This is a genomic window from Neobacillus soli NBRC 102451 (assembly GCF_001591665.1).
GTDB lineage: Bacteria > Bacillota > Bacilli > Bacillales > Cytobacillaceae > Neobacillus > Neobacillus soli.
Map to the genome: position 1 here is coordinate 131,557 of NZ_BCVI01000019.1, position 26,026 is coordinate 157,582.

Genomic DNA, 26,026 nt, shown 5'->3' on the forward strand with positions numbered 1-26,026 from the left:
TATCTATTCTTCAATCCGTTTAATAATTTTTGCAGGATTTCCACCGACCACCACTTTATCTGGCACATCTTTTGTTACGACCGCACCCGAAGCGATGACGACATTATTACCTATGTTAACTCCAGGGTTTATAACAGCTCTCCCTCCAATCCAGACATTATCACCGATATGTACTGGCTTTCCGTATTCTGCGCCTGTTATTCTTTCATTTGTATTTAGCGGGTGGGTCGCTGTATATATGTGAACTCCTGGTGCAATCAAACAATTATCTCCGATCCAAATCCCACAAACATCCAAAAAAACACAATCAAAATTAGCAAAGAAATTTTCGCCCACGTGTATATTGTAGCCATAGTCACAACGAAATGTTGGCTCAATGGTTAAATTTTTCCCGGTGGAACCAAATAGTTGTTTTAATAATTCCGTCCTGTTGCTATCATCTGTTTCGAGTGACTCATTAAATATTCTGGTTAACCTTCTCGCGTTAGTTCTTTCTCTTAGTAATTCTGGATCGGCTGCATTATAAAGTTCACCATTCAACATTTTTTCTTTTTCTGTTTTCATTTTTTAACCGCCTTCCAATCATTTGTAAATGTCTATAAAAAAAGCTAGCCTATCAAAGCTTAGTCAGACTCGCTCAAATCCTCTGGATATTCCGAGTGATTTTTGTAAATAATAAGATTGTTAAACAAGAAATTGAGGTGGACTTTTATGCAAAAAAATCAACAAGCTAAAGAGAATTTGGGTTCTATTATGAAACCAGAATTTTCCGGAACTGATGCACAAAAAGTAAAACAAGAAATTCAAAAAGATGTAAGCGAAGGACAAGGTGCAATGACTTCCCGAGAGGCAGGAGCAATGCGCGATTAAAAAACCACTTTGAGTGGTTTTTTATTTTTTCACTTAATTGATACATTACTATAGCTCAAGGAAAATTAAAAATTTTTTCTTATTTGGACATATATTTTTCCTTGTTGTATATAGTGTATTAAAGGAAATTGAATAGGCGATGGAGTTCGTCATAACCGCGGAAAAACTAATGACTCCTACCAGAATAAGAAACTTTATTTCTGGTAGGAGTCTGTTTTTTGTAGAAGCTGTTGCATTAATGCATATACCTTCAATTAAAAATAGATGAATCTAAACAATCAGGGGGAATTTTATTTTGAGTGATATTCTTAAGATTTTTTTCATGAATTGCATTAACGATCTTGACAACCTTCTTATTATTTCCGCAGTAATCCGAAAGTATGGTTATCAGGTAAAAGCACTTATCACTTATATTGTTATCTGTCTAACCTTAAGCCGAACCGTTTATGTCATGGTTATTCATTTAATAGTAGAATTACCAGGTTTGCGCTTAATTACAGGAATTATAATCCTCTGCATTGCCTTTCGGTTGGCATGGTCCTTTGAAAAGGACAAAAGAATAAAAACTATTCCAAACATATCGGTTTTCCAAATGATGCTGATTGTGATTGCTACTGATTTCTCAGTTTGTTTAGATAGTGTCATGATTACCTCAGAACTATCATCAAATCCTCTTATTATAGCATTAGGTATTTTTTTGAGTGTTTCAACTCTTTTTATCTTATATTGTTCATTTACTGATATTTTAGGGAACACCTCATGGATTCAAGTCATTGCCAGCGGATTAATCGCTCACATTGCTATTTTAGGTATAGTTAAAGATCCCATAACAAAAAATCCACTTATATTTATTGAAGACGTATTAGAAATACACATTAATAATTGGATAAACGTTTTTGCCTTAGACATTGCAGTCATCATCATCATTATTGGTATAATAAGGAGAATACAAAACCGTGCCTCTTCATTTCATGAATGAGAGCTAGGTATAGTACCTAGCTCCCATTAAAGTAAAATTAATGTAGTATTCAAGCTTTTTTCTTAAAGCGTCCTGCAAGAGGTACTACAATTATACCTGCTATTACTACCTGCATAATGTTTCCGGGAACTGAGCCGAACGGCTGTATCCAGTTACCGTAAAGGATCACTTCGGTAAAATAGTAGCCAACAACTTTTATTATTAGTGCAGTTGCAACTGCCAGAGTGTTAACAAGGGCTCTTTTGCCGGGTACCTTTTCAGAAATAAGTCCGACTATGAAGCCCATTGTACCTACGATGATAAATGTAAACGGTGACCATAGTGCCCAACCAGAGACAACATCAAAGAGGCCCATCCCGAAGGCACCTGCGATGGCACCTGTTTTTTTGCCGTAAACCAGTGCTGCTATAAAAAGAGGCACGTTACCCAGATGGATTAGCCCTCCGTTACCCATTATTGGGAGCCTTATGTTGATGAACATCGTGGCTACAAAGGTTAATGCGATGAAAAGTGCATTGATGACAATGGCTTTGGTATTAGTTGTTTTTGTCGGTAAGAATGTTGAATTCATATGATAACCCTCTTCTTTTTTTAAAATAATATCATACAATCAGATACTTAATAAACAACTTTTTCATTTATAGCACATTAAAAAATCATTTCTGGCTGCCACGTATTTAATAAAACTACTTCACTTTTGCGCAGCTCCGCCCCTTTTCCACAGAAAAAAAACACTCACAAACATTGATTGAAATATCAACATTTGTGAGTGTTTTGTCTTTATTATAAAACCTTCTTTGCGGGACTTAAGACTCCTGCCTTTTTAAAAATTTCAGTTTTATGTTTCGCGCTTCGGCATCATGATATCAACCTTCACTGGTATTGCTCACCTTTTCTCTAGATAAAGCATTTTTAAACTGTTCAATTAATATAGGAACAAGCTCAAAGGCATCACCAACAATTCCATAATGAGAGGACTGAAATATGGGGGCTTCTTTGTCTTTATTAATGGCAATGATTAATCCAGAATTTTTCATTCCCACTATATGTTGAATCGCACCCGAAATGCCAATCGCAAAATAAATTTTCGGCGTTACCGTCACGCCGGTTTGCCCCACTTGATGAGCATGGTCGATCCAACCCGCTTCCACCACATCCCTGCTGGCGCCAACCGCTCCTCCAAGCGTTTCCGCCAATTGGTGAATTAACTGAAATCCTTCATAGCTCCCCAATCCTTTTCCACCGGCAACAATAATATCTGCTTCGTCGATTCGTACTTTCTTTACCGTTGCCTTTACAATTTCGAGGACTTTTGTCCGAATATCATCTTCTTTTAAGGATATTGTTTCTTCCACGATTCTGCCTGTTCTCCCTGATTGTGGAGGCAGTGCCTTCATGACTTTCGCGCGAACTGTCGCCATTTGCGGACGGTATTTTTTACATAAAATAGTGGCCATAATATTTCCGCCAAAGGCCGGCCTGCTTGCGAGTAGCAAACCTGTTTCCTCTTCAACATCCAGCTCCGTCGTATCCGCCGTCAAGCCCGTCGGCATATCGGTGGCTACCGCGCTTGCCAAGTCTTTTCCCGTCGAGGTGGCCCCGTACAGGATAATTTCCGGTTTATATTTATTACTGCATTCCAAGAGCGCCCTCATAAAAGTTTCGGTCCGGTAATGTTTAAAAATGGGCTGATCATATACATACACGGCATCTGCCCCATATTCAAAAACAGTATTTGTTAAATCCTTAACATTTTCCCCGATTAAAATCCCCGCCAATTCCACTCCCCGTTTGTCTGCCAGCTTTCTTCCGGCCCCCAGCAGTTCGAGGGATACAGAAGCAACCTCGCCATCCTTTTGTTCAATGAATACCCAAACACCCTTGTAATCTTGGAAATCCAATTATATTTCCCCCTTCATTTCAAACAGTTCTTTCTTTTCAAGCACGACGGAAAGCAACTGCTCTACTTGTTCCCGTGGACTCCCTTCGAGGAACGTTCCCCCTGCCGGTTTTTGCGGAGCCCATACTTTGGAGACAATGGTCGGAGACCCCTTCAAACCAAGCTGCTTTATATCTACCCCCTCCAGGTCATCAACAGACCAAATATGCGGTTTATATCTGGCAGCCTTTATTATATTTGGAAGTGGTGAGTACGGCACTTCATTGATTGTTTTTTCAACGGAGAACAAACATGGCAATGTGGACCTGACGACCTCATGCCCGTCCTCAAGCTTCCGATGGACAATGGCATATCCCTCTTCTTGATTGATATCTACCACACTATTCACAGAGGTCAGCGGTGGAATATCGAGCCTTCTTGCTATTCCGGGTCCAACTTGCCCGGTATCCCCATCGATAGACATTTTGCCGCAAATAATCAAATCGACAGGCTTTATTTTTGCAATTTTTTCAATCGCCTTTGTCACGGCATAGCTTGTTGCCAATGTATCCGCCCCGGCAAACCGGCGGTCCGTGATCAAATAGCCCTCATCAGCGCCTATTTCAATGCACTTTTTAATCGCATTTACCGCTGGAGGAGGTCCCATCGTCACAACGGAAACGATTCCTCCATACCTTTTCTTTAGACGCACCGCCTCTTCAACAGCATGGGCATCATATGGATTCAATATCGCAGGCGCCGTCCTTCGGTCCATCGTGTTTGTCTTCGGATTCATCTTGATAATTTTGGTGTCAGGCACTTGTTTGATACAGGCCACAATATGCAGCATTATACCCCTCCTTTATTGTAAAAAAGCACACGGTGCCTTTACTTTCGATTGTTTTCCACTTAAAAGGCCTTTTACGCCCGTTACCATTACTTTATTAAAGGAGATGTCCTTACATGCGAAATTTCTGACAAATATCTTTATAAATATTGAAAATAGGAAAATTTGCTCCATATGAAATAATCTCGATAAGATAGGGTAAATTTGTCCTGATCCACAAAAGCAAACATTATGCGATAATTAAACAAGAACGTATCTAATTACACAAAAACGCACAGCTGTAATCCTGTGCGATAAATATTATTATGTTTGAATTGGCGGGACTGCGTGGGAATCGAACCCACCAGACCTGCACGCAGGTCAGAGTAGGAGGGGGTGACTAACCCCCGACCTCTAACACCACCGTACATACCGTTCGGTATACGCGGTTCAATTAGGTATGACGTAAAAATTCGTATCTATTATATAAACTTTTCAGCCCTTGACTTCTCCAATATGAGTTGTCGAGGGTTTTGTGTAGAATTGGACTATGAGCAATTCTACAATATTTCTTTCTTGAATTCCCCCATTCAAATGCTTTGGCTTGTGGAACCCCTAAACTAATTAGATTCCTAACCTTTGTTTTAGGTTTCTTCCACTGCTTCCACATAAACATGCGTAGCCTTCTTCTTATCCATTCATCGAATTCTTTGGATTAACTTAGTGTATCTGCTAAAGCGAAATATCCGCACCAACCTGTTAAATATTGATTTAGTTTCTCAATTCTTTCCTCCATTGAAAGTGGTTTAGACCTTGACGTTAATTCTCGAATTTTCGTCTTCAATCGCTTAACACTTTCGTTTGAAATTCGAACCTTCGGTTCTTTATGAACAGTGAAGCTAAATCCAAGAAACTTCCGCTTCCATGGTCGGTCTACTGCGTATTTCCCTTTATTGACTTTTAGTTTGAGTCTTGGTTCGATAAAACTGGTAATGGATTTCATTATCCTTTTGCCAGCTTTCCTTGACTTCGCATAGATATTACATTCGTCCGCGTAACGTACGAATTTGTGACCTCTGCTCTCTAACTCCTTGTCTAACAGGTCAAGGATAATGTTTGATAGTAATGGACTTAAAGGACCACCCTGTGGTGTTCCTTCGGTTGCCTCGTGGATCACTCCATTTATCATAATACCTGCCTGCAGGTATCTTCGGCTGAGTTGGATGACCCGTTTATCTTTTATCCTTTTCGCCAGAATTCCTATTAGCTTGTCATGATTCACCTTGTCAAAGAATTTCTCCAAGTCTATAGCCACTGCCCATCTGTAACCTTCTCGAATATAACCCTTTGCTTTTCGAACAGCGTCATGTCCTCTCCGATTTGGACGAAAACCACAGCTATTGTCTGAAAAGGTAGGGTCAAAGATTGGTGTCAGAACCTGGGCAATAGCCTGCTGAATGAAACGGTCTGTCACGGTTGGGATACCCAGTAACCTCACTCCTTCCTTCGGTTTCGGGATTTCGACTCGTCGGACAGGGGTATGTTGATAATTTCCCTCTCTTAAAGAAGCCCGTTATATGAAGTTCGTGTTCCTCAGACCGGAGGTTTGTCGCTCGCTTCCTTCAGATTCCGCGTCACCGCGGACACCCTTGCGTTAAGCTACTGTTACTTCTGCCTTCACAGTTCGGGACTTTCACCCTAGAGACTGAACCCATGCTGGGCGAACATAAAGTAGGGAAACCTCTCTCGAGGCTTCCCTACCTTATTGCTTGATATTTACACTGTTAATTCGTTGGTGAGTTGTATGCTAAATTAGTGTCGTTATTTTTATTATTCTCCCCGTAACTGAACTCGTTACTTTAAGTGTCAAAGCTTTAATTTTTTCCTGTCCACTTAGTGGGGAGCACTTCAATTGCAAAATGGAGGGAATTTCTTATTTTCGGACACTATTTCCACTGATTGATTAAATAATCAGCATGGGCTTGTAATATATTAAAGGCTTTTTTGGAAATAAAGTTGTTTGAATAATGGTTGTCTAGCAGTACCTTGAAACCATTCAAATGTTTTTGGACTTTTTCCCCTAATCCTTTTTCTTCGTAAAGGCTTAAGGCGGTCAGATGATTTGTCAAGGATCTGGCAGCCTCGTTATTTGTAATGTCCCCATCATTCAGGAAGTTTTCTACAAGCTTCTTCATATTTGCCGCACTTATTTCAACTTTTACATCGACGTTTTGTTCCTTCTCGTTGTTGCCTTTAACGTCGACGGAAATCCAGCGGAACGTCGTGTTCTCATAAATTTTGATAGTTTCACCAGGTTCACGGATATTTGCAGCCTCATAGGTCGGTGAGTCGACTGTTGGAGTGCTTCCGTCTGTCGTATAGTGGATGCTGGCCGGTTTGCTTTGCGAGAATGTAATATTTACTGAACCATCAGGCTTTTTGTCCTGTATGATTTCTGTAGTGGCTGGCTTGTTATCACGACCGTACTCCATCGCAAGTTCAAACATTGTGATGACACCGCTGGCATACTCCTGGTATTGAAGCGATCCTTCCGCCCATGCCGGCTGGAATCCGCCTGGAGCTAGCCATCTTTGGGCTTTTGGATCCCATTGTTCACCGCCTACTTCCCATCCGAACGCATAGATGCCATAATTGTTGTACAGTTCTTCGCGAACATTGCCCGCGGAGGAATAGAGGACATCCGCAGAGCCTCCAATGTTACTGGGCTGAACAACAGAGTCACGCAAGCTTTTAACATTGGACAGGATTTTCTCAGCCATTTGCCAGTAGTACTGTTCATCACGAAGTGGAGGGCGCGGCGTTGTAATTCGGCCATCCGCTTTATAAGATCCAGGCTGCCAGAACAATTGGCCTCCGTAACTGTGAACAGTCATAAAAAATTTAATATTTGAGTAATTTTCAGCAAGCCAGACAGCATTCTGGGCTTCCGGCTCAGATAATTTACTAGGTCCAGCGTACGTATCGGATGTACAAACAGTTGAACCGCCGCTATATCCATCGTATACAGAACCGACTGAATAATTACGGTTGAGGTCGACTCCCCAGCTATTCCGGCGTCCCGGGTCTGCATTTTCCGGTCCGCAGTGGTTCGTCATATTCCGTCGCTGCATGTTCGAGTCAAAGAAGGTATAGTGGGCACCATCTGGGTTATTGGATGGAATGATGAAAATATCTACGTTGTCTACGATCTCTTTTGTCTTTTCATCAGTTTCATAGTTTGCCAGCAGTCTTTCGGCTGATTCTAGTGCTACGAGGGGGGTTACCCATTCCCGTGCATGATCTTGAGCCTGAATCATAACTCCTGGCTTTGTTCCGTCTCTTTTCTTTCCTATGCGAAGGGCTTTCATTGTAAAAGGCTCACGGGAAATTTCCTTCGGCCCTTTCAAGAAATCAGTCAGCTTAGTCGCCCCAAACACTTTCGCAATACCACTACCATTGCCGTTCCGGTACAGATCTGCGGTTACCAGTGCGTTGGCTTCCGGGTCTTCATTAATCGCCGCTACAACTTCCTTTGCTGTCGCTGCAATTTTGCTTGGGTCGTTTTTATTAACAGCCAGATGTACAGTGATATTGTTCGCATTGACTGATACAGAAGTTTCATTACCAACTATTTGGCGATCCAGCGTTACAGTGATGTCATTGCCGCCTTCATGGCCGTATTTTTTTGAAGATACATAGAAAGTACTATGAAGATCACCGGTTGCCCCGCTTGTTCCATTGCCAAATTGTGCCTGAGCGTGACGGCGGTAGCCATTTGTCTTGTTTGGCAGCTCAATAATTTCAGTGATTTCCGGATGTTCCGCCGCCAATTGTTCAATCCGTTTATACAGCTGTGTCGGATTTTGGTATCCATCGGCAAAGCCGCTCTTGTATCCTGGTCGGTCTATATCAGCCTCAATGGGGTAGAGCCAGTCATTCACTTTTGCGCTGCTTTCCGCTCCGATCGAGCTCGTAACCTTTATTGTGTCCGGCCTAGGCCCATCCACTTTGGCAAGCACCCGATGGTACATATAAACACCGGAGTCCATATAAAGTTCCATCTTTTGGGACTTATCACCCCAATGCAGCGTCAGAACGGCTCCGTCCTCGGCTGTCGTTTTTGCTTCAACTGACAAGAATCCCTGTCCATGACTGGTAAACCAGTCAACCCTTCCAATCGTAACTTTATCATTGGCGAGTTTCGCCGTTAATGATCGCAGTGCTTTTTCGGGGGCTCCTCGCAATGGATCATCGGCTAATATGATGCCATATTCAGGCAGCGCCTTTAGCTGTTCTTTTGTCAGTATAGCATCCACCTCAATGCCGTCGGGGACGCGCTTAACACCACCGGCAAGGTCATAGCCCTTGTTTTGCAGGGTATCGAGGACATCACTGCCAGGCACTAAAATTCTGACTATTTCCCCAACTTCCAGTGAAGGGGCCGCAGCGGGTTTAGGTTCATCTTTATTGTTGCCAGCCAAAGCGTGAGTCACGATAGAAAATAGCAGAATCATTGATAATAAGGTAACTAGTATTCTTTTCATTCATTTCACTCCCAATAAATATTTAGACGCCCTTGACATTTTTCCTAAAATGATTCCTCTTGTGTGTTTTTTATAGTTATCGGTAATGTCCCTGCACTGATTGCAGTACTAAATGCATTAACTGCGGCAGAAGAAATTCATTTAAAAAAGGTAAACGGATTCATCCTTACAAATGCTTTTACGGCCGACATCGGCTGTTGAAATAACCAACCCTTTTCGGGTGATATAGCAAAAGCAACAGCTAAGCCGATTATTATGGCGATCCCAGTTGTCGCGAGATAATAAACAAACGTCTTCACCCCGACTCGTCCAAGTTGCTTGATATCTCCATTACTTGCTATTCCTACAACAAGCGTTGCCTATATAAGTGGTGCAATGATAAATTTAATCAAACCTAGAAATAAATCCCCCCAATGGTTAAATCACATTGTTTGAACTTCCAAAAATAACCCTAACAATAATTGCTATTATAAAGGCTATCAAAATTTGCTTTTAAAAATTTATCTTATAAATATTTCACTTCCCTACACACTATATAAGATAAAATTGACGCTTTTAAAACCCTCTATTACTTAATTTATGAAGCGTGTGCAACGGTTTGTTTTTGATAATAGATTCCACCTCCTTTACAAACTAGGAAATAACTCCTAATTGATTTTAATAAAACACCTCCAAAAGTTGGAATATTTTAAATATACTTACAATTCTATGGTTTCTGTTATATCATAAAGTTAAAACTACAATAACAAACAAAAAGAAACACAAAATATTTAAAAATATTTTTTTACACCCTACCAACGGCTTAAATCGTTGATAAATCAACATTTATAGAGGGAGGTATTAAACAACATTGAGTCCCCCTGCTAAAAAAAATTTACACATTTTTATATATATGATAATTGCAGTCCCATTGGCAGGTGAATTAAACTTTTACCCTTTTAACGACTCCTTTCGTATAAGCTTTGGTATGCCAACATTTTTCTTTTTCCTATTATTATTACGAAAATACCCCGCTATTCTATCGGGTACTGTAGTAGGAATATCCGTTGTAGCATTTCGTATTTTGTTAGACCTGCTTCATCATGATTTCACATACTCTTTTCAACATCGTTACCCGACATTTTTCTACTATTTCACCTTTGGATGTCTTTTTTACTTTGCAAAGTCCAACCGTTATATTTACCAATCAATTTTAATAGGTTTTCTAGGGATTATATTTGATATTTTGGCAAGTTCAGCAGAGTTAACATCTCAATATGTTGCGTTTGATTCCGTTGTAACACGTGATGATATACGCAAGATTAGTGTTATTGCTATTTTCCGCAGCTTTTTTACTATAGGTATTTTTAATTTATATGTACTTTATGAAACACGGCTAAGGATAGAAGAAATGCAAAAACAAAATGAACACCTAATTACGGTCACCACAAATTTATACGAAGAGGCAATTAATTTACGCAAAACTTTAATAAATAGTGAAAATATCACAAGAGACGCCTATAACTTATATCGCTCATTAAAGAATATTGAGAACAAAAAGGATGAAAAAGAAGGTTTATCCCAAACAGCGCTTAAGATTGCCGGCCAAACCCATGATATTAAAAAAGATAATCAAAGAATCCTCTCGGGACTTTCAAGACTTATAGCCGATAAAGATTTTTCAGAGTATATGGAGGTAAATGAATTATTAAATATAGCTGTGAAATCTAATTGGAAGTATGCAAATTTATCAGGAAAAGAAATTGAAATTATATTGGATATTCAAGGAAAACATCCTAATTATCATATATATAAGGTTCTTTCCATTATGAATAATTTAGTTGGAAATGCTATAGAGGCTATTAAGAAGGATGGAATAATAACTATAAATGTACGCAGGGATCATGATTTTGTGGAATTTCAAATCAGGGATAATGGCCCCGGTATTGCACAAAATCTAATACATTTAGTTTTTAAACCCGGGTTTACCACTAAATATGATAGCAGCGGCAGAGCATCCACAGGAATTGGGCTCACTTATGTAAGGGAATTGGTTGAACAGCTTGAGGGTGAAATTATCTTGCAAAGTGAGGTGGGGAAACTAAGTGGATCCTACTATAAAATACGATTACCAATCTGTAAATTAACTTTGAAAGGTTGATACCATGTTATTTTATATAGTTGATGATGATGATGCAACACGCGCTATGTTGGCTGGAATTATAGAGGACGAGGATCTTGGGGTGGTAGTGGGTGAAGCGAGGGATGGCTCCATGATAGATGAACACCTTTTCACCCTAAAAAAGGTACGTATTTTACTGATTGATTTCTTAATGCCCATTAAGGATGGCATTGAAACCATTAATGATATCAAACCCATTTTTAATGGAAAAACTGTTATGATTTCCCAAATAGAGTCAAAAGAATTGATTGCAGAGGCTTATTCATACGGTGTTGAATACTACATAACTAAACCAATCAATAAAATAGAAGTGTTATCGGTGATTAAAAAGGTTATCGACCGCATTTATTTAGAAGAATCCTTACATAATATTCATCAATTAGCGCGTAATGTACTTCCGGATAATACTACACTTAAAAAAAATAATTTTCCAGCACAAGATTTTACTTCATTTGCCCAACATCTTTTATCGGAATTAGGAATTGTCGGTGAAAGTGGATATCAGGATCTATTAGATGTTTTAGATTACCTTCATCAGTATGAAAGAGTAAAAACATTTAAAGATGGTTTTCCCCACCTTAAGGACATTTTTTTAAAAGTAGTACAAGGAAAACATGAGTCATCGCCCCAACCAGAAGAATTAAACCGAGATATAAAGGCTTCAAAACAACGTACTAGAAGGGCTATTTATCAATCATTGAACCGCTTGGCCTCACTTGGATTAAACGATTTTACAAATCCAATATTCGAAAATTATGCCCCTAACTTTTTTGACTTCGCTATAGTACAAGAAAGGATGCGTGAAATTAAGAAAGGGAAATCACTACCAACTTCACAAATCCGAATTAATACTAAAAAGTTTATTCAGGTTCTATATTTTGAAACACAGCGGTTAACTTCGGCTAAGTCAAATTAAGCCATATCATGGGTATTCAGAGTTTTATTCTTTTTCTTGCATACTTGTGGCAAGTGTAAGAATTTCCTACAAATATAAAGTATCGAATTTTGTGATAACCATGTTTGTCCTTGCTGATATTTATTCCCTTGTATAGCTGGGTTCATTAATTTTTGAGGACCAAATTCACAAATTTCAATTGTTACATTTTTCATTCGAACAAAACTTGTCTAACCAAAAGAACGTCAACTTTATATTTAAAAAGACCATGCATACCCTCTTTCTGTGCCATCTATGACACGCTTTTTGAGCCACTTCTAACGGAACAACTCAATTTGCTGTTAAAAATTGCTAAGGTAAGAACGCCGGTATATACCGCTATTATTTATGCAGCCGCCCACACTGGAATGCGGAAAAGCGAATTAATAGGTTTGACCTGGGAGCACGTTGATCTTAAAGCTGAAAAGTTTTATATCCGCCAAACCATTACGGATGCAAATGGAAAATATATTTTTTCAATCAAATCCCAAAAACGGAAAACCAAGAGGGGTAAGATTAACAAAGGAACTGAAAAAGCTAATTCAGGCGCTCAAAGTTAAACATGATCACCGAAGAAAAATCCTTGGAGAAACATTTAACCATCATAATTTGGTTTTTTGCAACTCCAAAGGAAATATCAAGCACCATCTAATTAACCAGAGCATTTAAAGATCTTTAAATGCTGCTAACCTCCAGATAGCCGATTTCATGATTTGCGGCATTCCCCATGCGAAAATGTTGCTGGAGGGAAAACGTCCCCTCCGCTGGATATTCCGCTAGTATTCGATTATCATCATCAACTTGCCCGTCATCGAATCTAAATTGGCAACTTCAGTGGGGCCGAGTCATCCAAACGTGGCGCCACTCTCCCCTTCCTATAAAATGCATAATTTCCAATCCCAAAAGCCAAAAGGCATTTCGACATCATGCTGATTTTGTCGATATGGATATGTTTTTTTAGTTTTTAAAAGAAATTACGGGCAGTGTATCGCAAATTGACTGTATGATTAAAGCAAAGAAAAAAGACGAAGCCTTGTTTCATTAAATTTGGTCCTAGATAGGTTACAGCTTTCATAATTGTAGGCACGCCTAATCTTTAGCTTTCTCTGTTACTACCCCTACCTAGGGTGTGTGAAGGAAAATTAAATCTTATTAAAGTAAAGGGCGCTTCAAGGATCCGCGCTTTATTTCATTTTAGTTTTTTTAGTTTTATGGGGGTAATGATTTGCCTTGGCAAGTGGTGGAACGCCATACAAAAAATACAACAAACACTAATACCATTAAAGGTTCCTAGAAATAAATCTTATAGGAATTGAATATAATTTAGGAATATATTGCAATCAGGTGAACTAACACAAGTAGTTCCGGCGATCGCGACATATCAATACCACGTATTTTCCTCCTCTTTATCAGTTATTCTTGTGCGTCTTTTCATTATAAAACTAACGATTGATGCCAAATTAGGACGCAGAGCTGCTGAAAATTCGATTGCGTAAGGGGCCGTGGAACAAAAAAATGATCATAAATAGTAGAAATGAGTTTTCAATTAGGATATTAATTCTTTCTACCATTGGAATATTTTTTATCCATTAATGGAGGGATCCATATGACAACCTTAATTATTTATGCCCACTCAAACAAGGATAGCCTTAATCATGCAATTTTAGAGAACGTCATGAAAGGGTTAAAGGAAGCCAAACGGAAATTTGAATTAATTGACTTATACGCGGAGAAATTTGATCCTGTTTTAGTCATCGATGAGCAGCACAAACCAAGGGATTTAATCTATGATCCATATACTGAAAAATATCGAAAAAAAATTGAGCAGGCTGATCAGTTAATTTTCATTTACCCGATTTGGTGGTATGGTGTACCAGCCATTTTAAAAGGCTTTTTTGATCGCGTGTTTGTTTCTGGATTTGCGTATCAACACCACGGGAAATTTCCAAAAGGCTTATTGAAGAATAAATCAGCATGGGTTATTTACACCATCGATGCTCCCTCTTTCTTTATTCGATTGTTTAGAAAAAATGTCGAATGGATTGTCGTCCGAGATTACATTTTAAAGTTCTGCGGCATTAAAAATATCAAAAGAACCCGACTAACGTTTGTTAAACATTCTACCTATGAGACCCGGCGGAAATGGCTTCAAAAAATCTACCATCAAGCAAAAACGATTTAAAAAATATGGGATAGCCACATCTGGAATTCCTAACCATTGAGAAGAACCGATGTAATGTACTATATTTTTTCAGAAACACAAAACTCCTCGGTACGATCAAACGTGGAGGTTTTAGCCTAACAACCGCAGCTATAATGGATTAAAGTGATTGCCTATACAGGATAAAAATACATCATCCCTTATCAAAATTTCATTTTAACTGGTCCGGTTCTCCCATTAAAGAAAAGCATATTCATATTGCTAGGGGAATATGAATACAAAGTAAGACAACGAAAGAGGGTGAGAAACTTGAGGCATCGGGTAAATGAGGAAATTAACCGAATCGCCGATCAGTTCATTAGGGACCAAGCAGATGACGGGTCCTGGCAATATCCTTTCGAGACTGGCATCGCAACAGACTGCAGTATGATTATCTTATTACGGACATTGGAGATAAATGATGAGGAGTTCATAAAAGAATTGGTGAAACGTATCGCCGGAAAACAGCAGGAAGATGGGTCATGGAAGCTGTTTCATGACGAAGAAAAAGGAAATCTGACATCCACTGTGGAAGCTTATTATGCCCTTCTTTATTCCGGTTACCGGGATCGAAAAGACCAGGAAATCCAGGCTGCAAGAAGGTTTATTATGGCCAACGGAGGGGCCACAGAAGTCCATATGTTTTTGAAAATCATGTTGGCCGTAACAGGACAATGTGAGTGGCCGCACTTCCCCATTAATATCGAAGTGATGCTTTTACCAGACTCCTTTCCAATCAATCTTTTTGACTTCTCCGTGTACGGGAGAGCGAACATTATCCCTTTTTTAATTCTTGCCAATACGAATTTTCGTAGGAGAACAGAGCTATCGCCCGATCTCTCCGATTTGTTTCAAAAAAAAGAAGTTCGTTTTTTTACAGAGGATCAAGCAGAAGAGGCCCGCTCGGTAATCAAATGGATTAAACAGGGAATTAAGGGCCTGAAGTCCCATGTTAATCTTCGCGAACTGTCATTATATCGTGCCGAAAAATATATGTTGGACCGAATCGAACCGGACGGCACCTATTTAAATTATTTCAGCACAACTTCTCTCATGATTTTTGCCTTACTTGCGAGGGGGTATTCGAATTCACATCCGGTGATTACTCGTGCCGTGCAAGGTTTAAAAGCGATGACCTGCCGTATTGACGGAGAACTTCACTGCCAATATACGACGGCTACGGTCTGGAACACGACGTTAATTAGTTATGCTCTGCAAGAATCCGGAGTCCCCTATTCATCTAACTCTATTCAAAAGGCAAATCATTACATTCTCTCCCGTCAGCATCTCAAATACGGGGATTGGGTCATTCATGAACCGAACCTGTTACCGGGAGGTTGGGGGTTTTCGGACATGAACACGATCCACCCAGATATTGACGACACAACAGTTGCACTGAGGGCGATACGTACTTTGGCCACAGAGCAAGTGGATTGCCGGCAGGCATGGGATCGTGGAGTAAACTGGCTCATTTCCATGCATAACAATGACGGAGGTTGGGCGGCCTTCGAAAAGAATGTGGACAAGAAAGTGTTGAATTTGTTACCGATAGAGGGTGGAAAAGATTTATTGATTGATCCGTCGACGGTTGATTTAACGGGAAGGACTTTAGAGTTCTTCGGAAACTATACCCATTTGGATCTTCACCATCCTATGGTGAAACGTGGGATTCGTTGGCTCTTGCGGCATCAAAATTCAGATGGTTCCTGGGTGGGGCGATGGGGCGTTTATATTTATGGCACATGGGCGGCTGTAACGGGAATGGTTGCAGTTGGGGTTTCCACGAATCATCCAGCTATTCAAAAGTCTCTAACTTGGTTGCGGAAAATTCAGAATCCCGACGGGGGTTGGGGAGAATCCTGTAAAAGTGATACCAAAAATTGTTATGTGCCGCTCCGCGAAAGTACCCGCACTCATACCGCTTGGGCCCTTGACACACTTATCTCGGCCGCAACTGGAGTTACGCCTGAAATTGAAAACGGTGCAGTTTTTTTAGTGGACGGAAAAGAAAAAGATTGGACAAAGACCTACCCAAAAGGAAGGGGTATGGCGGGATCCTTTTATCTCAATTATCATTGTTACGAATACGTTTTTCCATTACTGGCACTGGCTCATTATCAAAAATTAGCTGAAGAGAGTTAAAAACAGGGCGATTCGGCAGCTAGGGATTTACTTTCTGAAATAAAGCGATAAAAACATATAAGAAAAACAAATTCTTTCCAACATGTAGGAGGCAAAAGATGCTTGAAACCTTTCGCCAATTTTTCAATCTTAATACAATCATTTGGTTGTTCCCAATCATTTTCATTTTCCATGACTTAGAAGAAATCATAACAATTGAATCTTCCATGAAATCAAGCAAAAACAGTTTTCAAAAATCTCCCTTCATCAAACTAGCATTAAAAATGAGAGATAAATCAGGTTCGACGGCCGCCCAACTTTCTGTTTCGGCTACATGGATTTTGTTGATTATCACATTCACTACATTGATGACTACCCATTTCTCATTAAACGGAGGAGGCTTTCTTTTATATATAGCAATTCTCAATTTATTTATTCTGCAGGTAATCATGCATATTGTTCAGTCCATCTTTTTTAAAGGCTATACACCTGGAATCATAACGGCGCTATTCCTCCTCATCCCTTACTGTCTTATTGCATATTACAGTTTGTTCGAATGCGGCCTGATAGACTGGCATTTAATTTTCGCAAGTCTCCCCGTCAGCCTGCTCATGATCCCGATATTTCTTGTTGGGAATCTCTTAGGCCGTTACTTTATTCACTAACTGGCTCCTGACTCTTTCTGAAATGATAATATGGTTACTATTCCCCATTCAAAGGATAAGTTAGTCCATTATAAAAAAGTAGTTGCAGGAGGTGAGTAAATTGCATGTTGTTATAACGGGAGGAAGCGGGTTTGTGGGTCAAGCTTTGACTCACCTGTTGACTCAGAAAGGCCATCAAGTAACCATATTAACACGTCTTCCCAATCAAAAAAGAACAAGTGAGTCCATTAATTATTTGGAGTGGCTTTCTGCAGATAATCAACCTGAAAAAGAACTTAAGGATGTCGATGCCATGGTCAATTTAGCCGGGGAACCAATCGGTAGCGGACGGTGGACCCAAAGTAAAAAGGAGGCTATATTGAACAGCCGCCTCACAGCCACAAAAGAAGTAATTCGAATTTTGGGGCATTTAAATCCAAAGCCAAAAGTTCTTGTTAACGCTTCAGGTGTAAGTTACTACGGGATGTCAGATTTCAAAACGTTTAATGAGACCTCCAAAAGTGATGCAAATGATTTTTTGGCCAAAGTTGTAAAGCGTTGGGAGAAAGAAGGGGCACTGGCGAAAGAATTAGGCGTTCGAACGGTCTTCGCGCGTTTTGGTATAATTCTTGGTCAAGAGGGTGCCTTACCGCGAATGGTGCTACCGTATAAATTAGGTATTGGGGGGCCAATCGGCGGTGGGATGCAATGGATTTCCTGGGTGCATATTCAAGATGTGGTTGAGATGGTTTATTTCGCCATGATTAAGCCTGATGTAGAGGGACCGTTGAATGTGACCTCGCCTAATCCAATACGCATGTCATCATTCGGACAGTCCATTGCAAAAGTCCTTCGCCGCCCACATTGGCTTCGTGTGCCTGGGCTTGCTTTAAAAGTAGCATTTGGTGAAATGAGTCAGGTGATATTAAAAGGGCAGCGAGTACTCCCTCAAAAAGCACTTTACCACAATTATTCCTTTCAATTTCCAGACGTAAAAAGTGCACTTTCTGATATTCTAGGTTAACGATACATTGCGCCGGTATGAAGAAGGAAACTTATAATCCCGCTTTAGTCATGTCAGTACGACAGGCTCCCCTGCCCCGAATAGCACGCTGTGTCCATACTCAGCTGTTCGCAGAAAACTCCGACTGGCATTTGAAGGGATTTTTTTCGTATTTCAAGTATATTGTCTCGTGCGTCCGGACCAAATTATTACACTTAGGCCTTAGTCTAAATGACAGTTTACTTTTGGTAAAATAGTTATAGATTATTGAACAAAATAAATATTGTAACCGCCTGATAACTTTGAACGCTTTTTGCCGATTAATAGTGAATGATACACATTTCCAGGACGCAGCTTTGCCTTTCTTAAAAAAGTCGCCTGTTCCACCATCGAAAGCCGCTAATGGATGGAATCCAATGGTACCATAATGAGCATTGTAAGCCGCCGACTCTGATGACCATAGGTATCAGAATAAATCAAATATGATTGCTTTTGAATCTCTGAACTTAGGACATTATCGAGCAGCTCTTGATTGGCCTGTTCTAATTGTTCGATATGTATTTGATCAAACCCTGCAGTACCTGGAACAGCTGTAACAACCACAGGAGTGGCATTACGGAACAATTGAAACATGAAACCATGATTACAGGTTCGATTATTGGTTTCGGTTTGGCTCATGTTGTATTAGGGGCAATCGATATAGTCGAGCACCGGCGTTAAAGATTCATAAGGGAAGGACGATTGTCCTTCCCTTATGAATCTTTATTTTTTAGAATCCTATTTGTCCTGAAGTTATGTCCTCTCCCCTTAATACATCTGGTAGATCGTCAAAACTCCTGCCCATAACATTACCTCCTTCAGAAAACTAGTTAACAGTGCCAGTTGCACTACCCGAAAAATCTTGTTTCACATAAAAGTTCGCAATCCAAATATATTCATTAAAAGGTAAAAACCGCACGAGTGAAAATTTCACCGTGCGGTTAAATATGTATTATTAGATCATAATTGGCGGGACCGCCTGGGAATCGAACCCAGCAGACCTGGCACGCAGGTCTCAAGCAGTTTTGAAGACTGTGGAGGACACCAGTGCCCCATTCAGCCCCATAGGATGGAAATGATCAATGTGTTATAACTATGGTTTCACAGTCTTTTTAGAAACTAAATCAATGTTCTTGCTTACCTATCATTTGTAATCATATTACAATGTAATATAGTAATAATCAATAGAATCGGCTCATTTGTCACTTTTTCGACATGCTTCAACGCTTTGCAAGGGGAATCCCACCATTTTTTCCAACCTAACTCGTCCTTTCTTTACATACCCCCGCGCAATTTATCGCGATTACTTGTCATTTCCCCTAAAAAACAGCTATAATAAATGAAAAATAGTTCTTTTGAAGGTGAAAAATAGTATGCTTCAAGGTTGGTTTTTATGGTTTATCTTATTATGGGTATTTATTTTAGTCGGCTTATTCGCCATCGGCGGTTTCTTTATGTTCCGAAAGTTTTTGAAAAAGATGCCGAAGGAAGACGGCAAATCGGTGATGGATTGGGAAGAGCATTATGTGAATGAATCGCGGCACTTGTGGAATGGCGAGGAGAAAGCACTTCTTGAGGATTTAGTCAGCCCGGTTCCCGAGCTTTTCCGTGATGTGGCCAGGCATAAGATTGCCGGAAAAATAGGTGAGCTCGCCCTGAAAGAAAAGGCTGCCAAAATCACGCAGGAACTCGTTATCCGTGGATACATTCAAGCGACACCAAAAAGGGATCATAAATTTTTACGTAAAAAGCTTTTTGAAAATCGAATCGATGTGACACCATACGAGCATTTATTTTAAACCGTCACCCTAGGCGGTTTTTTATTTTATCAAAAATAAAAACACTGACCTCGATGAGTCAGTGTCCCTATCTTTATATCGTTTTCAAACGGTGAAGCTCTCGATAAAGTTTCATATAGGATCTATACATCGCCACGCGCCACGGTACAATCATGCTGAATGCCAATAGAAAAAACATGCCGCTTAACTGACCAATATCAATTGTACTGCTTAAAATCGTTTTTAATACCAGACGGACTGCTAGCAAACCGACTAAAATAAAAATAAACGCTTTGGACCGCTTTAAATAAATATCATTTTCACGAATCTCAAATTTAGAAGTTTTAATCAGCAGGATAGAAAAAAGCATCCCTACAACTACTACCTCTAGTATTTCCAATGAGGTTAATCTAAATTCAGGTATCACATACATTAGCGCCCCGCTTGACATGAAAATAGGCGGTAAGATAATTTTTTTTATATTTGTCGGTTTCTTTGCGGCTTTCATGCGAACAAACAACACAAAAAAGCCCATGAAAACAGCACCGATGGAGGAAATAACAACGTAGTTCATTGAATTCATTCTTCCCTTAGCAAGTTATTTACTTACCCATTATATCTCAATTGATAGATATTGAAATATTTTTTTCTCTATATTATGTTCCCAATTATGAATTGCCAAAGGTAACCCATACAAAAAAAGGAAAAATCGTTCCCGGAATCCCGAACAGCCTCTATTTCAACACGCGGTTAATGGCTTCTAGAAGCCTGCAATCGTCAAAAGGCTTGACAAGAAAGTCCTTTGCGCCGGCTTCAATGGCTTCGATAATCATCTTTTGCTGACCCATTGCCGAACACATAATAATCTTTGCATCAGGAAATTCGGCCCGAATAATCTTAATGGCTTCAAGTCCACTCATCTCCGGCATTATAATGTCCATGGTAACAAGGTCAGGCCTTAATTCACGGTACAACCTAACAGCGGCTTTACCATCCTTTGCCTCCCCCGCTACCACATGGTTATCACTCGTTAGAATATTCTTTAACGTATTTCGCATAAATTTTTTATCGTCTACAATTAGTATTCTTGCCAACGCATTTCCCCCTTGATTTGCCATGTATGCGGCAAAACATCAATCTATCATCCCCATCTTTAAATATATTGAATTATTCCACAATTAGCAAATTTCAGGGAGAAATGGAAGTTAGAATCCAGTGAAGCCGCCAAACAAATCTGAGAAGATAGTAATAATTTTTGTCATCCAGTCAAAAAAGAGCACAATCCCCATCACAATCATTAAGTAACCGCCAATTTTCATAATCTTAGCACTGTGCGTCCGGATCCATTTCATGCGGCCAACAAAGAAAGATAGAATTAAGAAAGGAATGGCAAATCCAAGTGAATAGGCCGTCATGTACAAAACACCTGATCCTGGATTTGTGGCCGCAAGTGAGATAACGACTGTTAGAATCGGGCCTGTACAAGGTGTCCACCCAGCCGCAAAGGCCATACCAATGAGGATTGACCCAATATAACCGGAAGGTCGATTTTTAAATTCGAAACGACGGTCCTTCATCATAAACTGCGGATTTAAAACCCCGACGATGATTAATCCAAAGAAAACGATAAAAATCCCGCCAAGCTGACGAATTAAATCCTTATATTCAACAAAAAAACGACCGATAAAAAAGGACGTTCCGAACCCAATCACAATAAAAATTACCGAAAAGCCTAATAGGAAAAACAAGGTATGCAGCAGGCTCCGCTTTTGAAGCATCGCATTTTCACTTTTTAGCTCCCCGACAGACATTCCTGTTATGTATGATAGAAAGGCTGGGTAGAGCGGCAAACAACAAGGCGATATAAAACTTAAAAATCCGGCACCGATTGCTATGAATATATTTACATCAGACATATTAACACTCCCACTATAGTCGATACGTTTTTATTCTAACAAATGTTTGCCTTAAAAGATAATGGTTAACATGAATATTTTGTGTCTTCGATTGTTTTTTGATATTTCTTCAAGATATCCCCTTTTCTCCAAGAATATGTCTGAATTTAATGGGTATTTTTTTACAAATGTCTTTGAAATTATTACATCATAGGTTATACTAGTAAAACAATGCATTTTTGCTAGTCTTACATTCTACTTTTCCCTAAAATTAGGAGCCACTCCGGAAAGGACAACGGCCGTGATCAAACAAGATTTAGTAGCATTAATAGAAAAAAAACGAGCTGAATTAATTCAAGCCGCCATTAGCAACGGCCTGACATCCTCCGTTGCCATCCGGTATAGCCAGGAGCTTGACCACCTATTAAATGAATATAATCGAGTCTATATAAAAAAAATTCCATCATCAGCCTGTTAAAAGGCGAAGGAAAAGCCTGGAGATCTTACTCCGGGCTCTTTTTCTATCCATTGATAGCATCCTCAAGCCGCTCAACCGCTCCGTTCTGCAAGAGGAACATTTTATGGTATAAACCTCCAAGTCCCAGCAGTTCTTGATGGGTTCCCCGTTCGACAATCTCGCCTTGATGCAAGACGAGAATTAAATCTGCATCCTGGATGGTTGATAGTCGATGGGCAATTGCAATGGTGGTCCTCCCTTTCCGCATTTTTGCCAGCGCTGTTTGAATCGCCTCTTCTGTTTCTGTATCAATATTTGCGGTTGCTTCATCAAGAACCAATATTTTTGGATTAGCTGCAATCGTCCGTGCGAAAGCGATTAATTGCCTTTGACCGCTTGAAAAAGTAGCTCCCCGCTCCACTACCTTATGATCAAGGCCATCTTCAAGCTTCTCAATAAAGGTATGGGCCTGAACAAACCTTGCCGCCTCTGCTACTTGTTCATCCGACATGCTTTCATTATGAAGGCGTATATTATCCTTTACCGTCCCATAAAACAAAAACGGATCCTGTAAGACAAGGCCCATTTTCTCTCTCAGCTCAGGCTTAGTATAGTGACGAATCGATTCCCCATCAATCAGAATCTCCCCACGTTCGTATTCGTAAAAACGCATCAACAAATTAATGATGGAACTTTTCCCACTGCCGGTATGGCCGACAAGTGCGACCGTTTCGCCTGGATTCGCTGTAAAAGAAATATTTTTAAGGACGTCTCTTTTTCCATCATAAGAAAAGCTTAAATCCTTAAACTCAATCTTTCCTTTTTCAATAGACTTCACCTGAGCATCTTTTTGAGCAGGTGCCAATTCTTCCTCATCCAATAATCTAAAGACGCGCGACCCAGCCACAATCGCCTGCTGGTACAAGGAAAGCCTCATCATCATTTGGTTAACAGGCTCAAAGAATCGATCCAAATAATTAATAAATGCATAGATAACCCCAATCTCAACGCTGTGTTGGAGGGAGGTAATCCCAAAATAGCTTAGGACAATGATTAACGCAAAAATATAAATTAAATCAATCGCTGGCCTTAACAATAAGCCATCAATTTTAATATTCTTCATCCCCGCACTATAATGCTTTTCATTAATATTGCCAAACTCCTTGCGAAGGCGTTTTTCCTGACGAAATACCTGAATAATCGCCATGCCCTGCAGCGACTCAGCGAGCTTCGCGTTCAATTGGCTTAATCTTTCCCGCATATCAAGGTAATATCGCGAACTTAGTTTTCTATACAGGTTCATGACAAATAATAAGATCGGGATAATAATCACGCAAAACAAAGCTAATTTTACATTCAAGATAAACATAGCAATGAATATACCTGTCAGCAAAAATCCACTTTGAATAAAGGTCGCAATGACGGTGACAAACATGTCCTTAATGGCTTCGGTATCATTTGTCACCCGGGACACTATACTTCCTGCGGGCGTTTTATCAAAATATTTTAAACCAAGCGACTGGACCTTTGAAAAAACATCAATCCGCAGCTGCTGGATAATATAGAGGGCTATCTCCTGAAATTTAACAAATTGGAAAAACATCAGAACAGCCTTAACGATTTGAATCCCCATATAGACAGAACCAAGAATCAGCAATGGCTGAAACGCAAGATTCCCTGGTGTCAAATAATCATCGATAAAAATTTTGACTAAATAGGGCAGAACGATGTCTCCTATGGTTGTTAACAGCAATAGGGCAAAGGCAACACCGATTAGTTTCTTATGCGGCTTTGTATATGAAAGAAGGCGGAATAAGATCTTTCTTTGCTCACGTTCGGATAACTGCATTTTCTCTTCCATCTTAATACCCCCCTTGCTCCACTAACTCTTCTAGCTGCTGGTGTACATACATTTCATTGTACCATCCGTCTATTTCCATGAGCTCATCATGTGTGCCTCGTTCGCTAACCTTCCCATCCTCAAGGACGAGAATAAGATTGGCATGTTGGATGGCACTTAAACGATGGGAGGTAATGATGGTGGTTTTTCCTTCACGATTCTGCCTTAAGGAGGATAGAATCGCTTCCTCCGTTTTCGCATCTACCGCTGACAAGGAATCGTCGAGTACGAGAACTTCAGGATTCATAAGGAGCGCCCGGGCGATCGAAATTCTTTGCTTTTGCCCGCCCGACAATGACACACCACGCTCACCAACCACTGTTTGATAACTATCAGTAAATTGGAGAATATCGTCATGGATATTGGCTAAATTGGCTGCATGTTCAATTTCTTCGATTGTCGCGGTGGGGTCTGTAAAGGCAATGTTTTCAGCAACAGAAGCCGAAAACAAGAAATGATCTTGTGGTACATAGCCAATCGCTTCCCGTAATTTTTCCAGTTTGTACTTTTGGAGCGGTTCGCCGCCAAAAAGAATTTCCCCATGATAGCCCTCAAATTCGCGAATAAGCAGCTTCAATAGCGTTGTCTTTCCAGAACCGGTTTTCCCCACAATCCCGAGTGTCTCACCAGCTTTTAGCGAAAAGAGGACATCCTTTAAGAGCGGCTTTGAATCTCCAGGATAAGTAAATTCTGAAATCCTATATTGGATATCACCATATGGCACCACATCAAGTGCATTGTCATCATCGGTGATATCCACCTTTTCCCGTAGAAGAGCAGCAACCCTGTCGTAGGAGGCACGTCCGCGTTCGACAATGTTAAACAACCAGCCGAATGCCAGCATGGGCCAGATTAATAACCCTAAATAAGTCGTGAACGAAATTAACTCACCAATCGTTAACTCGCCGTTAAGCACATACTTTGCCCCAAAGGCAATCGATAGGAAAAAGGAAATGCCGACAATAATCGAAATAGTCGGGTCATAGAGGGAATCTATTTTCGCTACGACCATATTCTTTTGAACGACATCTTCCGATTTTTTACGGAAATCTTCAATATCTTCCTGTTCCTGTCCAAACGTTTTGATAACCTTAATCCCTGACATGCTTTCCTGGGTTTTATCATTTAAAGAGGAAAAGGCCTCCTGTGCCTTGTAAAAGCTTTTATGTAACATCGATCCAAACCAGCTTGTCAGCATCGCCATAAACGGCATCGGAATCAAACAAATCAAGGTTAATTTCCAGCTGATAGTAAAAGCCATTGCAATGATTACAAACCCGCCAGTGGAAAGTGAGTCTACAAGGGTCAGAACCCCAGATCCTGCTGTTTGTTGAATGGCTGACAAGTCGTTCGTAGCATGCGCCATCAAATCTCCCACACGGCTTTTCTGATAAAATGTCGGCGACATATTGGTAAAATGCTGATACAACCGATTCCTTAAAATCCTGCTAAGTTTAACCGCTGAACCAAAAATCATAATTCTCCAATAATATCTCAGTCCATACATGGCAAGACCGACGGCGATAAGAACAACAACCCACTCGACAAGCATACCCTTCGTTATCGTTCCATCGTTAATATGATCGGCAATCATTCCGATTACCTTTGGAGGAACTAACTGCAGCAATGCTACAAATAATAAAATAAGAACACCTGATATGTACGCTTTTTTCTCCTGCTTAAAAAACCAGCCTAATTCTAAAAAAACTTTCATTAAAACTCCCCCAAAACACTTGAAAATCCAACCAGTCGCGGTTTTATTTTATCAAATATTTCTAAAATAATAAAGATTTTGA

General features: G+C 40.0%; 22 protein-coding genes, 1 tRNA gene, 4 pseudogenes and 1 riboswitch. Of the genes and pseudogenes, 13 read left to right on the forward strand and 14 right to left on the reverse strand.

Annotated elements, in window-relative coordinates:
- Positions 1-3 precede the first annotated feature (3 nt).
- Positions 4-564, reverse strand: coding sequence for a sugar O-acetyltransferase (locus tag BSO02S_RS08185; RefSeq protein ID WP_066065162.1), 561 nt, complete (start codon positions 562-564; stop codon positions 4-6).
- Between the two features lie 147 nt (positions 565-711).
- On the opposite strand from BSO02S_RS08185, the gene BSO02S_RS27495 reads away from it, so the two are divergent.
- The gene (locus tag BSO02S_RS27495) at positions 712-870 is read left to right on the forward strand and encodes a hypothetical protein (protein WP_169802731.1); all 159 of its coding nucleotides are present in this window, start codon (positions 712-714) and stop codon (positions 868-870) included.
- Positions 871-996: 126 nt separating this feature from the next.
- Positions 997-1,056: riboswitch (Fluoride riboswitch) on the forward strand.
- Positions 1,057-1,165: 109 nt separating this feature from the next.
- Positions 1,166-1,849, forward strand: coding sequence for a TerC family protein (locus BSO02S_RS08190; protein WP_066065165.1), 684 nt, complete (start codon positions 1,166-1,168; stop codon positions 1,847-1,849).
- 49 nt (positions 1,850-1,898) lie between these two features.
- Here the strand turns inward: BSO02S_RS08190 and BSO02S_RS08195 are convergent, their stop codons facing one another.
- The 6 genes and pseudogenes from BSO02S_RS08195 to BSO02S_RS27910 form a co-directional block, all read right to left on the reverse strand.
- Positions 1,899-2,420: an ECF transporter S component gene (locus tag BSO02S_RS08195; RefSeq protein ID WP_066065167.1), complete on the reverse strand. Its 522-nt coding sequence runs from the start codon at positions 2,418-2,420 to the stop codon at positions 1,899-1,901.
- Between the two features lie 295 nt (positions 2,421-2,715).
- A complete protein-coding gene (locus tag BSO02S_RS08200) occupies positions 2,716-3,750 on the reverse strand; it encodes an electron transfer flavoprotein subunit alpha/FixB family protein (RefSeq protein WP_066065170.1) in 1,035 nt (344 codons plus the stop codon).
- Entirely contained in the window at positions 3,751-4,578 is an 828-nt protein-coding gene (locus BSO02S_RS08205) for an electron transfer flavoprotein subunit beta/FixA family protein (protein ID WP_066065173.1), read from the reverse strand.
- A gap of 430 nt (positions 4,579-5,008) precedes the next feature.
- A pseudogene (ltrA, locus tag BSO02S_RS08210) lies at positions 5,009-6,127 on the reverse strand (group II intron reverse transcriptase/maturase); the annotation flags it as partial.
- Between the two features lie 373 nt (positions 6,128-6,500).
- Positions 6,501-9,098, reverse strand: a complete 2,598-nt coding sequence (locus BSO02S_RS08215; protein WP_066065175.1) for a M14 family metallopeptidase — start codon at positions 9,096-9,098, stop codon at positions 6,501-6,503.
- Between the two features lie 137 nt (positions 9,099-9,235).
- Positions 9,236-9,397: a hypothetical protein gene (locus tag BSO02S_RS27910; protein ID WP_235846890.1), complete on the reverse strand. Its 162-nt coding sequence runs from the start codon at positions 9,395-9,397 to the stop codon at positions 9,236-9,238.
- 551 nt (positions 9,398-9,948) lie between these two features.
- Here BSO02S_RS27910 and BSO02S_RS08220 point away from each other — a divergent pair.
- The 8 genes and pseudogenes from BSO02S_RS08220 (at position 9,949) to BSO02S_RS08250 (ending at position 18,182) form a co-directional block, all read left to right on the forward strand.
- The gene (locus BSO02S_RS08220; RefSeq protein WP_235846891.1) at positions 9,949-11,238 is read left to right on the forward strand and encodes an ATP-binding protein; all 1,290 of its coding nucleotides are present in this window, start codon (positions 9,949-9,951) and stop codon (positions 11,236-11,238) included.
- A 4-nt stretch (positions 11,239-11,242) separates the two neighbouring features.
- Complete coding sequence (locus BSO02S_RS08225) at positions 11,243-12,175, forward strand: response regulator (protein WP_066065178.1); 933 nt, start codon at positions 11,243-11,245, stop codon at positions 12,173-12,175.
- A gap of 152 nt (positions 12,176-12,327) precedes the next feature.
- Complete coding sequence (locus tag BSO02S_RS28265) at positions 12,328-12,753, forward strand: tyrosine-type recombinase/integrase (protein WP_084374944.1); 426 nt, start codon at positions 12,328-12,330, stop codon at positions 12,751-12,753.
- A 204-nt stretch (positions 12,754-12,957) separates the two neighbouring features.
- Positions 12,958-13,232: pseudogene (locus BSO02S_RS26265) on the forward strand (UV DNA damage repair endonuclease UvsE); the annotation flags it as partial.
- Between the two features lie 567 nt (positions 13,233-13,799).
- Positions 13,800-14,375 (forward strand): NAD(P)H-dependent oxidoreductase, encoded by a 576-nt coding sequence (locus BSO02S_RS08235; protein WP_066065184.1) that lies wholly within the window; start codon positions 13,800-13,802, stop codon positions 14,373-14,375.
- Positions 14,376-14,663: 288 nt separating this feature from the next.
- The gene (gene shc, locus BSO02S_RS08240) at positions 14,664-16,535 is read left to right on the forward strand and encodes a squalene--hopene cyclase (protein WP_066065187.1); all 1,872 of its coding nucleotides are present in this window, start codon (positions 14,664-14,666) and stop codon (positions 16,533-16,535) included.
- Positions 16,536-16,633: 98 nt separating this feature from the next.
- On the forward strand, positions 16,634-17,179 hold the full coding sequence (locus BSO02S_RS08245) for an HXXEE domain-containing protein (protein ID WP_066065189.1): 546 nt from the start codon (positions 16,634-16,636) through the stop codon (positions 17,177-17,179).
- A gap of 100 nt (positions 17,180-17,279) precedes the next feature.
- A complete protein-coding gene (locus BSO02S_RS08250) occupies positions 17,280-18,182 on the forward strand; it encodes a TIGR01777 family oxidoreductase (protein WP_066065192.1) in 903 nt (300 codons plus the stop codon).
- A 306-nt stretch (positions 18,183-18,488) separates the two neighbouring features.
- Here BSO02S_RS08250 and BSO02S_RS27915 read toward each other — a convergent pair.
- Positions 18,489-18,731 (reverse strand): annotated as a pseudogene (locus tag BSO02S_RS27915) (transposase); the annotation flags it as partial.
- 1 nt (position 18,732) lies between these two features.
- Here BSO02S_RS27915 and BSO02S_RS28620 point away from each other — a divergent pair.
- Positions 18,733-18,881, forward strand: a pseudogene (locus BSO02S_RS28620) (asparagine synthase); the annotation flags it as partial.
- Positions 18,882-19,167: 286 nt separating this feature from the next.
- On the opposite strand, the gene BSO02S_RS26950 reads toward BSO02S_RS28620, so the two are convergent.
- Positions 19,168-19,264: transfer RNA gene (locus tag BSO02S_RS26950), tRNA-Sec, on the reverse strand.
- A 309-nt stretch (positions 19,265-19,573) separates the two neighbouring features.
- On the opposite strand from BSO02S_RS26950, the gene BSO02S_RS08260 reads away from it, so the two are divergent.
- Positions 19,574-19,999, forward strand: coding sequence for a DUF2621 domain-containing protein (locus BSO02S_RS08260; protein ID WP_066065199.1), 426 nt, complete (start codon positions 19,574-19,576; stop codon positions 19,997-19,999).
- Between the two features lie 73 nt (positions 20,000-20,072).
- Here the strand turns inward: BSO02S_RS08260 and BSO02S_RS08265 are convergent, their stop codons facing one another.
- The 3 genes from BSO02S_RS08265 to BSO02S_RS08275 form a co-directional block, all read right to left on the reverse strand.
- Positions 20,073-20,552 (reverse strand): CcdC family protein, encoded by a 480-nt coding sequence (locus BSO02S_RS08265; protein ID WP_066065202.1) that lies wholly within the window; start codon positions 20,550-20,552, stop codon positions 20,073-20,075.
- Positions 20,553-20,712: 160 nt separating this feature from the next.
- Complete coding sequence (locus tag BSO02S_RS08270) at positions 20,713-21,072, reverse strand: response regulator (protein ID WP_066065204.1); 360 nt, start codon at positions 21,070-21,072, stop codon at positions 20,713-20,715.
- Positions 21,073-21,183: 111 nt separating this feature from the next.
- Positions 21,184-21,894 (reverse strand): cytochrome c biogenesis CcdA family protein, encoded by a 711-nt coding sequence (locus BSO02S_RS08275; RefSeq protein ID WP_066065207.1) that lies wholly within the window; start codon positions 21,892-21,894, stop codon positions 21,184-21,186.
- A gap of 280 nt (positions 21,895-22,174) precedes the next feature.
- On the opposite strand from BSO02S_RS08275, the gene BSO02S_RS08280 reads away from it, so the two are divergent.
- Positions 22,175-22,351: an aspartyl-phosphate phosphatase Spo0E family protein gene (locus BSO02S_RS08280; protein ID WP_066065210.1), complete on the forward strand. Its 177-nt coding sequence runs from the start codon at positions 22,175-22,177 to the stop codon at positions 22,349-22,351.
- A gap of 43 nt (positions 22,352-22,394) precedes the next feature.
- Here BSO02S_RS08280 and BSO02S_RS08285 read toward each other — a convergent pair whose 3' ends face one another.
- Together BSO02S_RS08285 and BSO02S_RS08290 are read right to left on the reverse strand one after the other, a co-directional pair.
- A complete protein-coding gene (locus BSO02S_RS08285; protein ID WP_066065213.1) occupies positions 22,395-24,191 on the reverse strand; it encodes an ABC transporter ATP-binding protein in 1,797 nt (598 codons plus the stop codon).
- A gap of 1 nt (position 24,192) precedes the next feature.
- Positions 24,193-25,944, reverse strand: coding sequence for an ABC transporter transmembrane domain-containing protein (locus BSO02S_RS08290; RefSeq protein WP_066065216.1), 1,752 nt, complete (start codon positions 25,942-25,944; stop codon positions 24,193-24,195).
- Positions 25,945-26,026 lie beyond the last annotated feature (82 nt).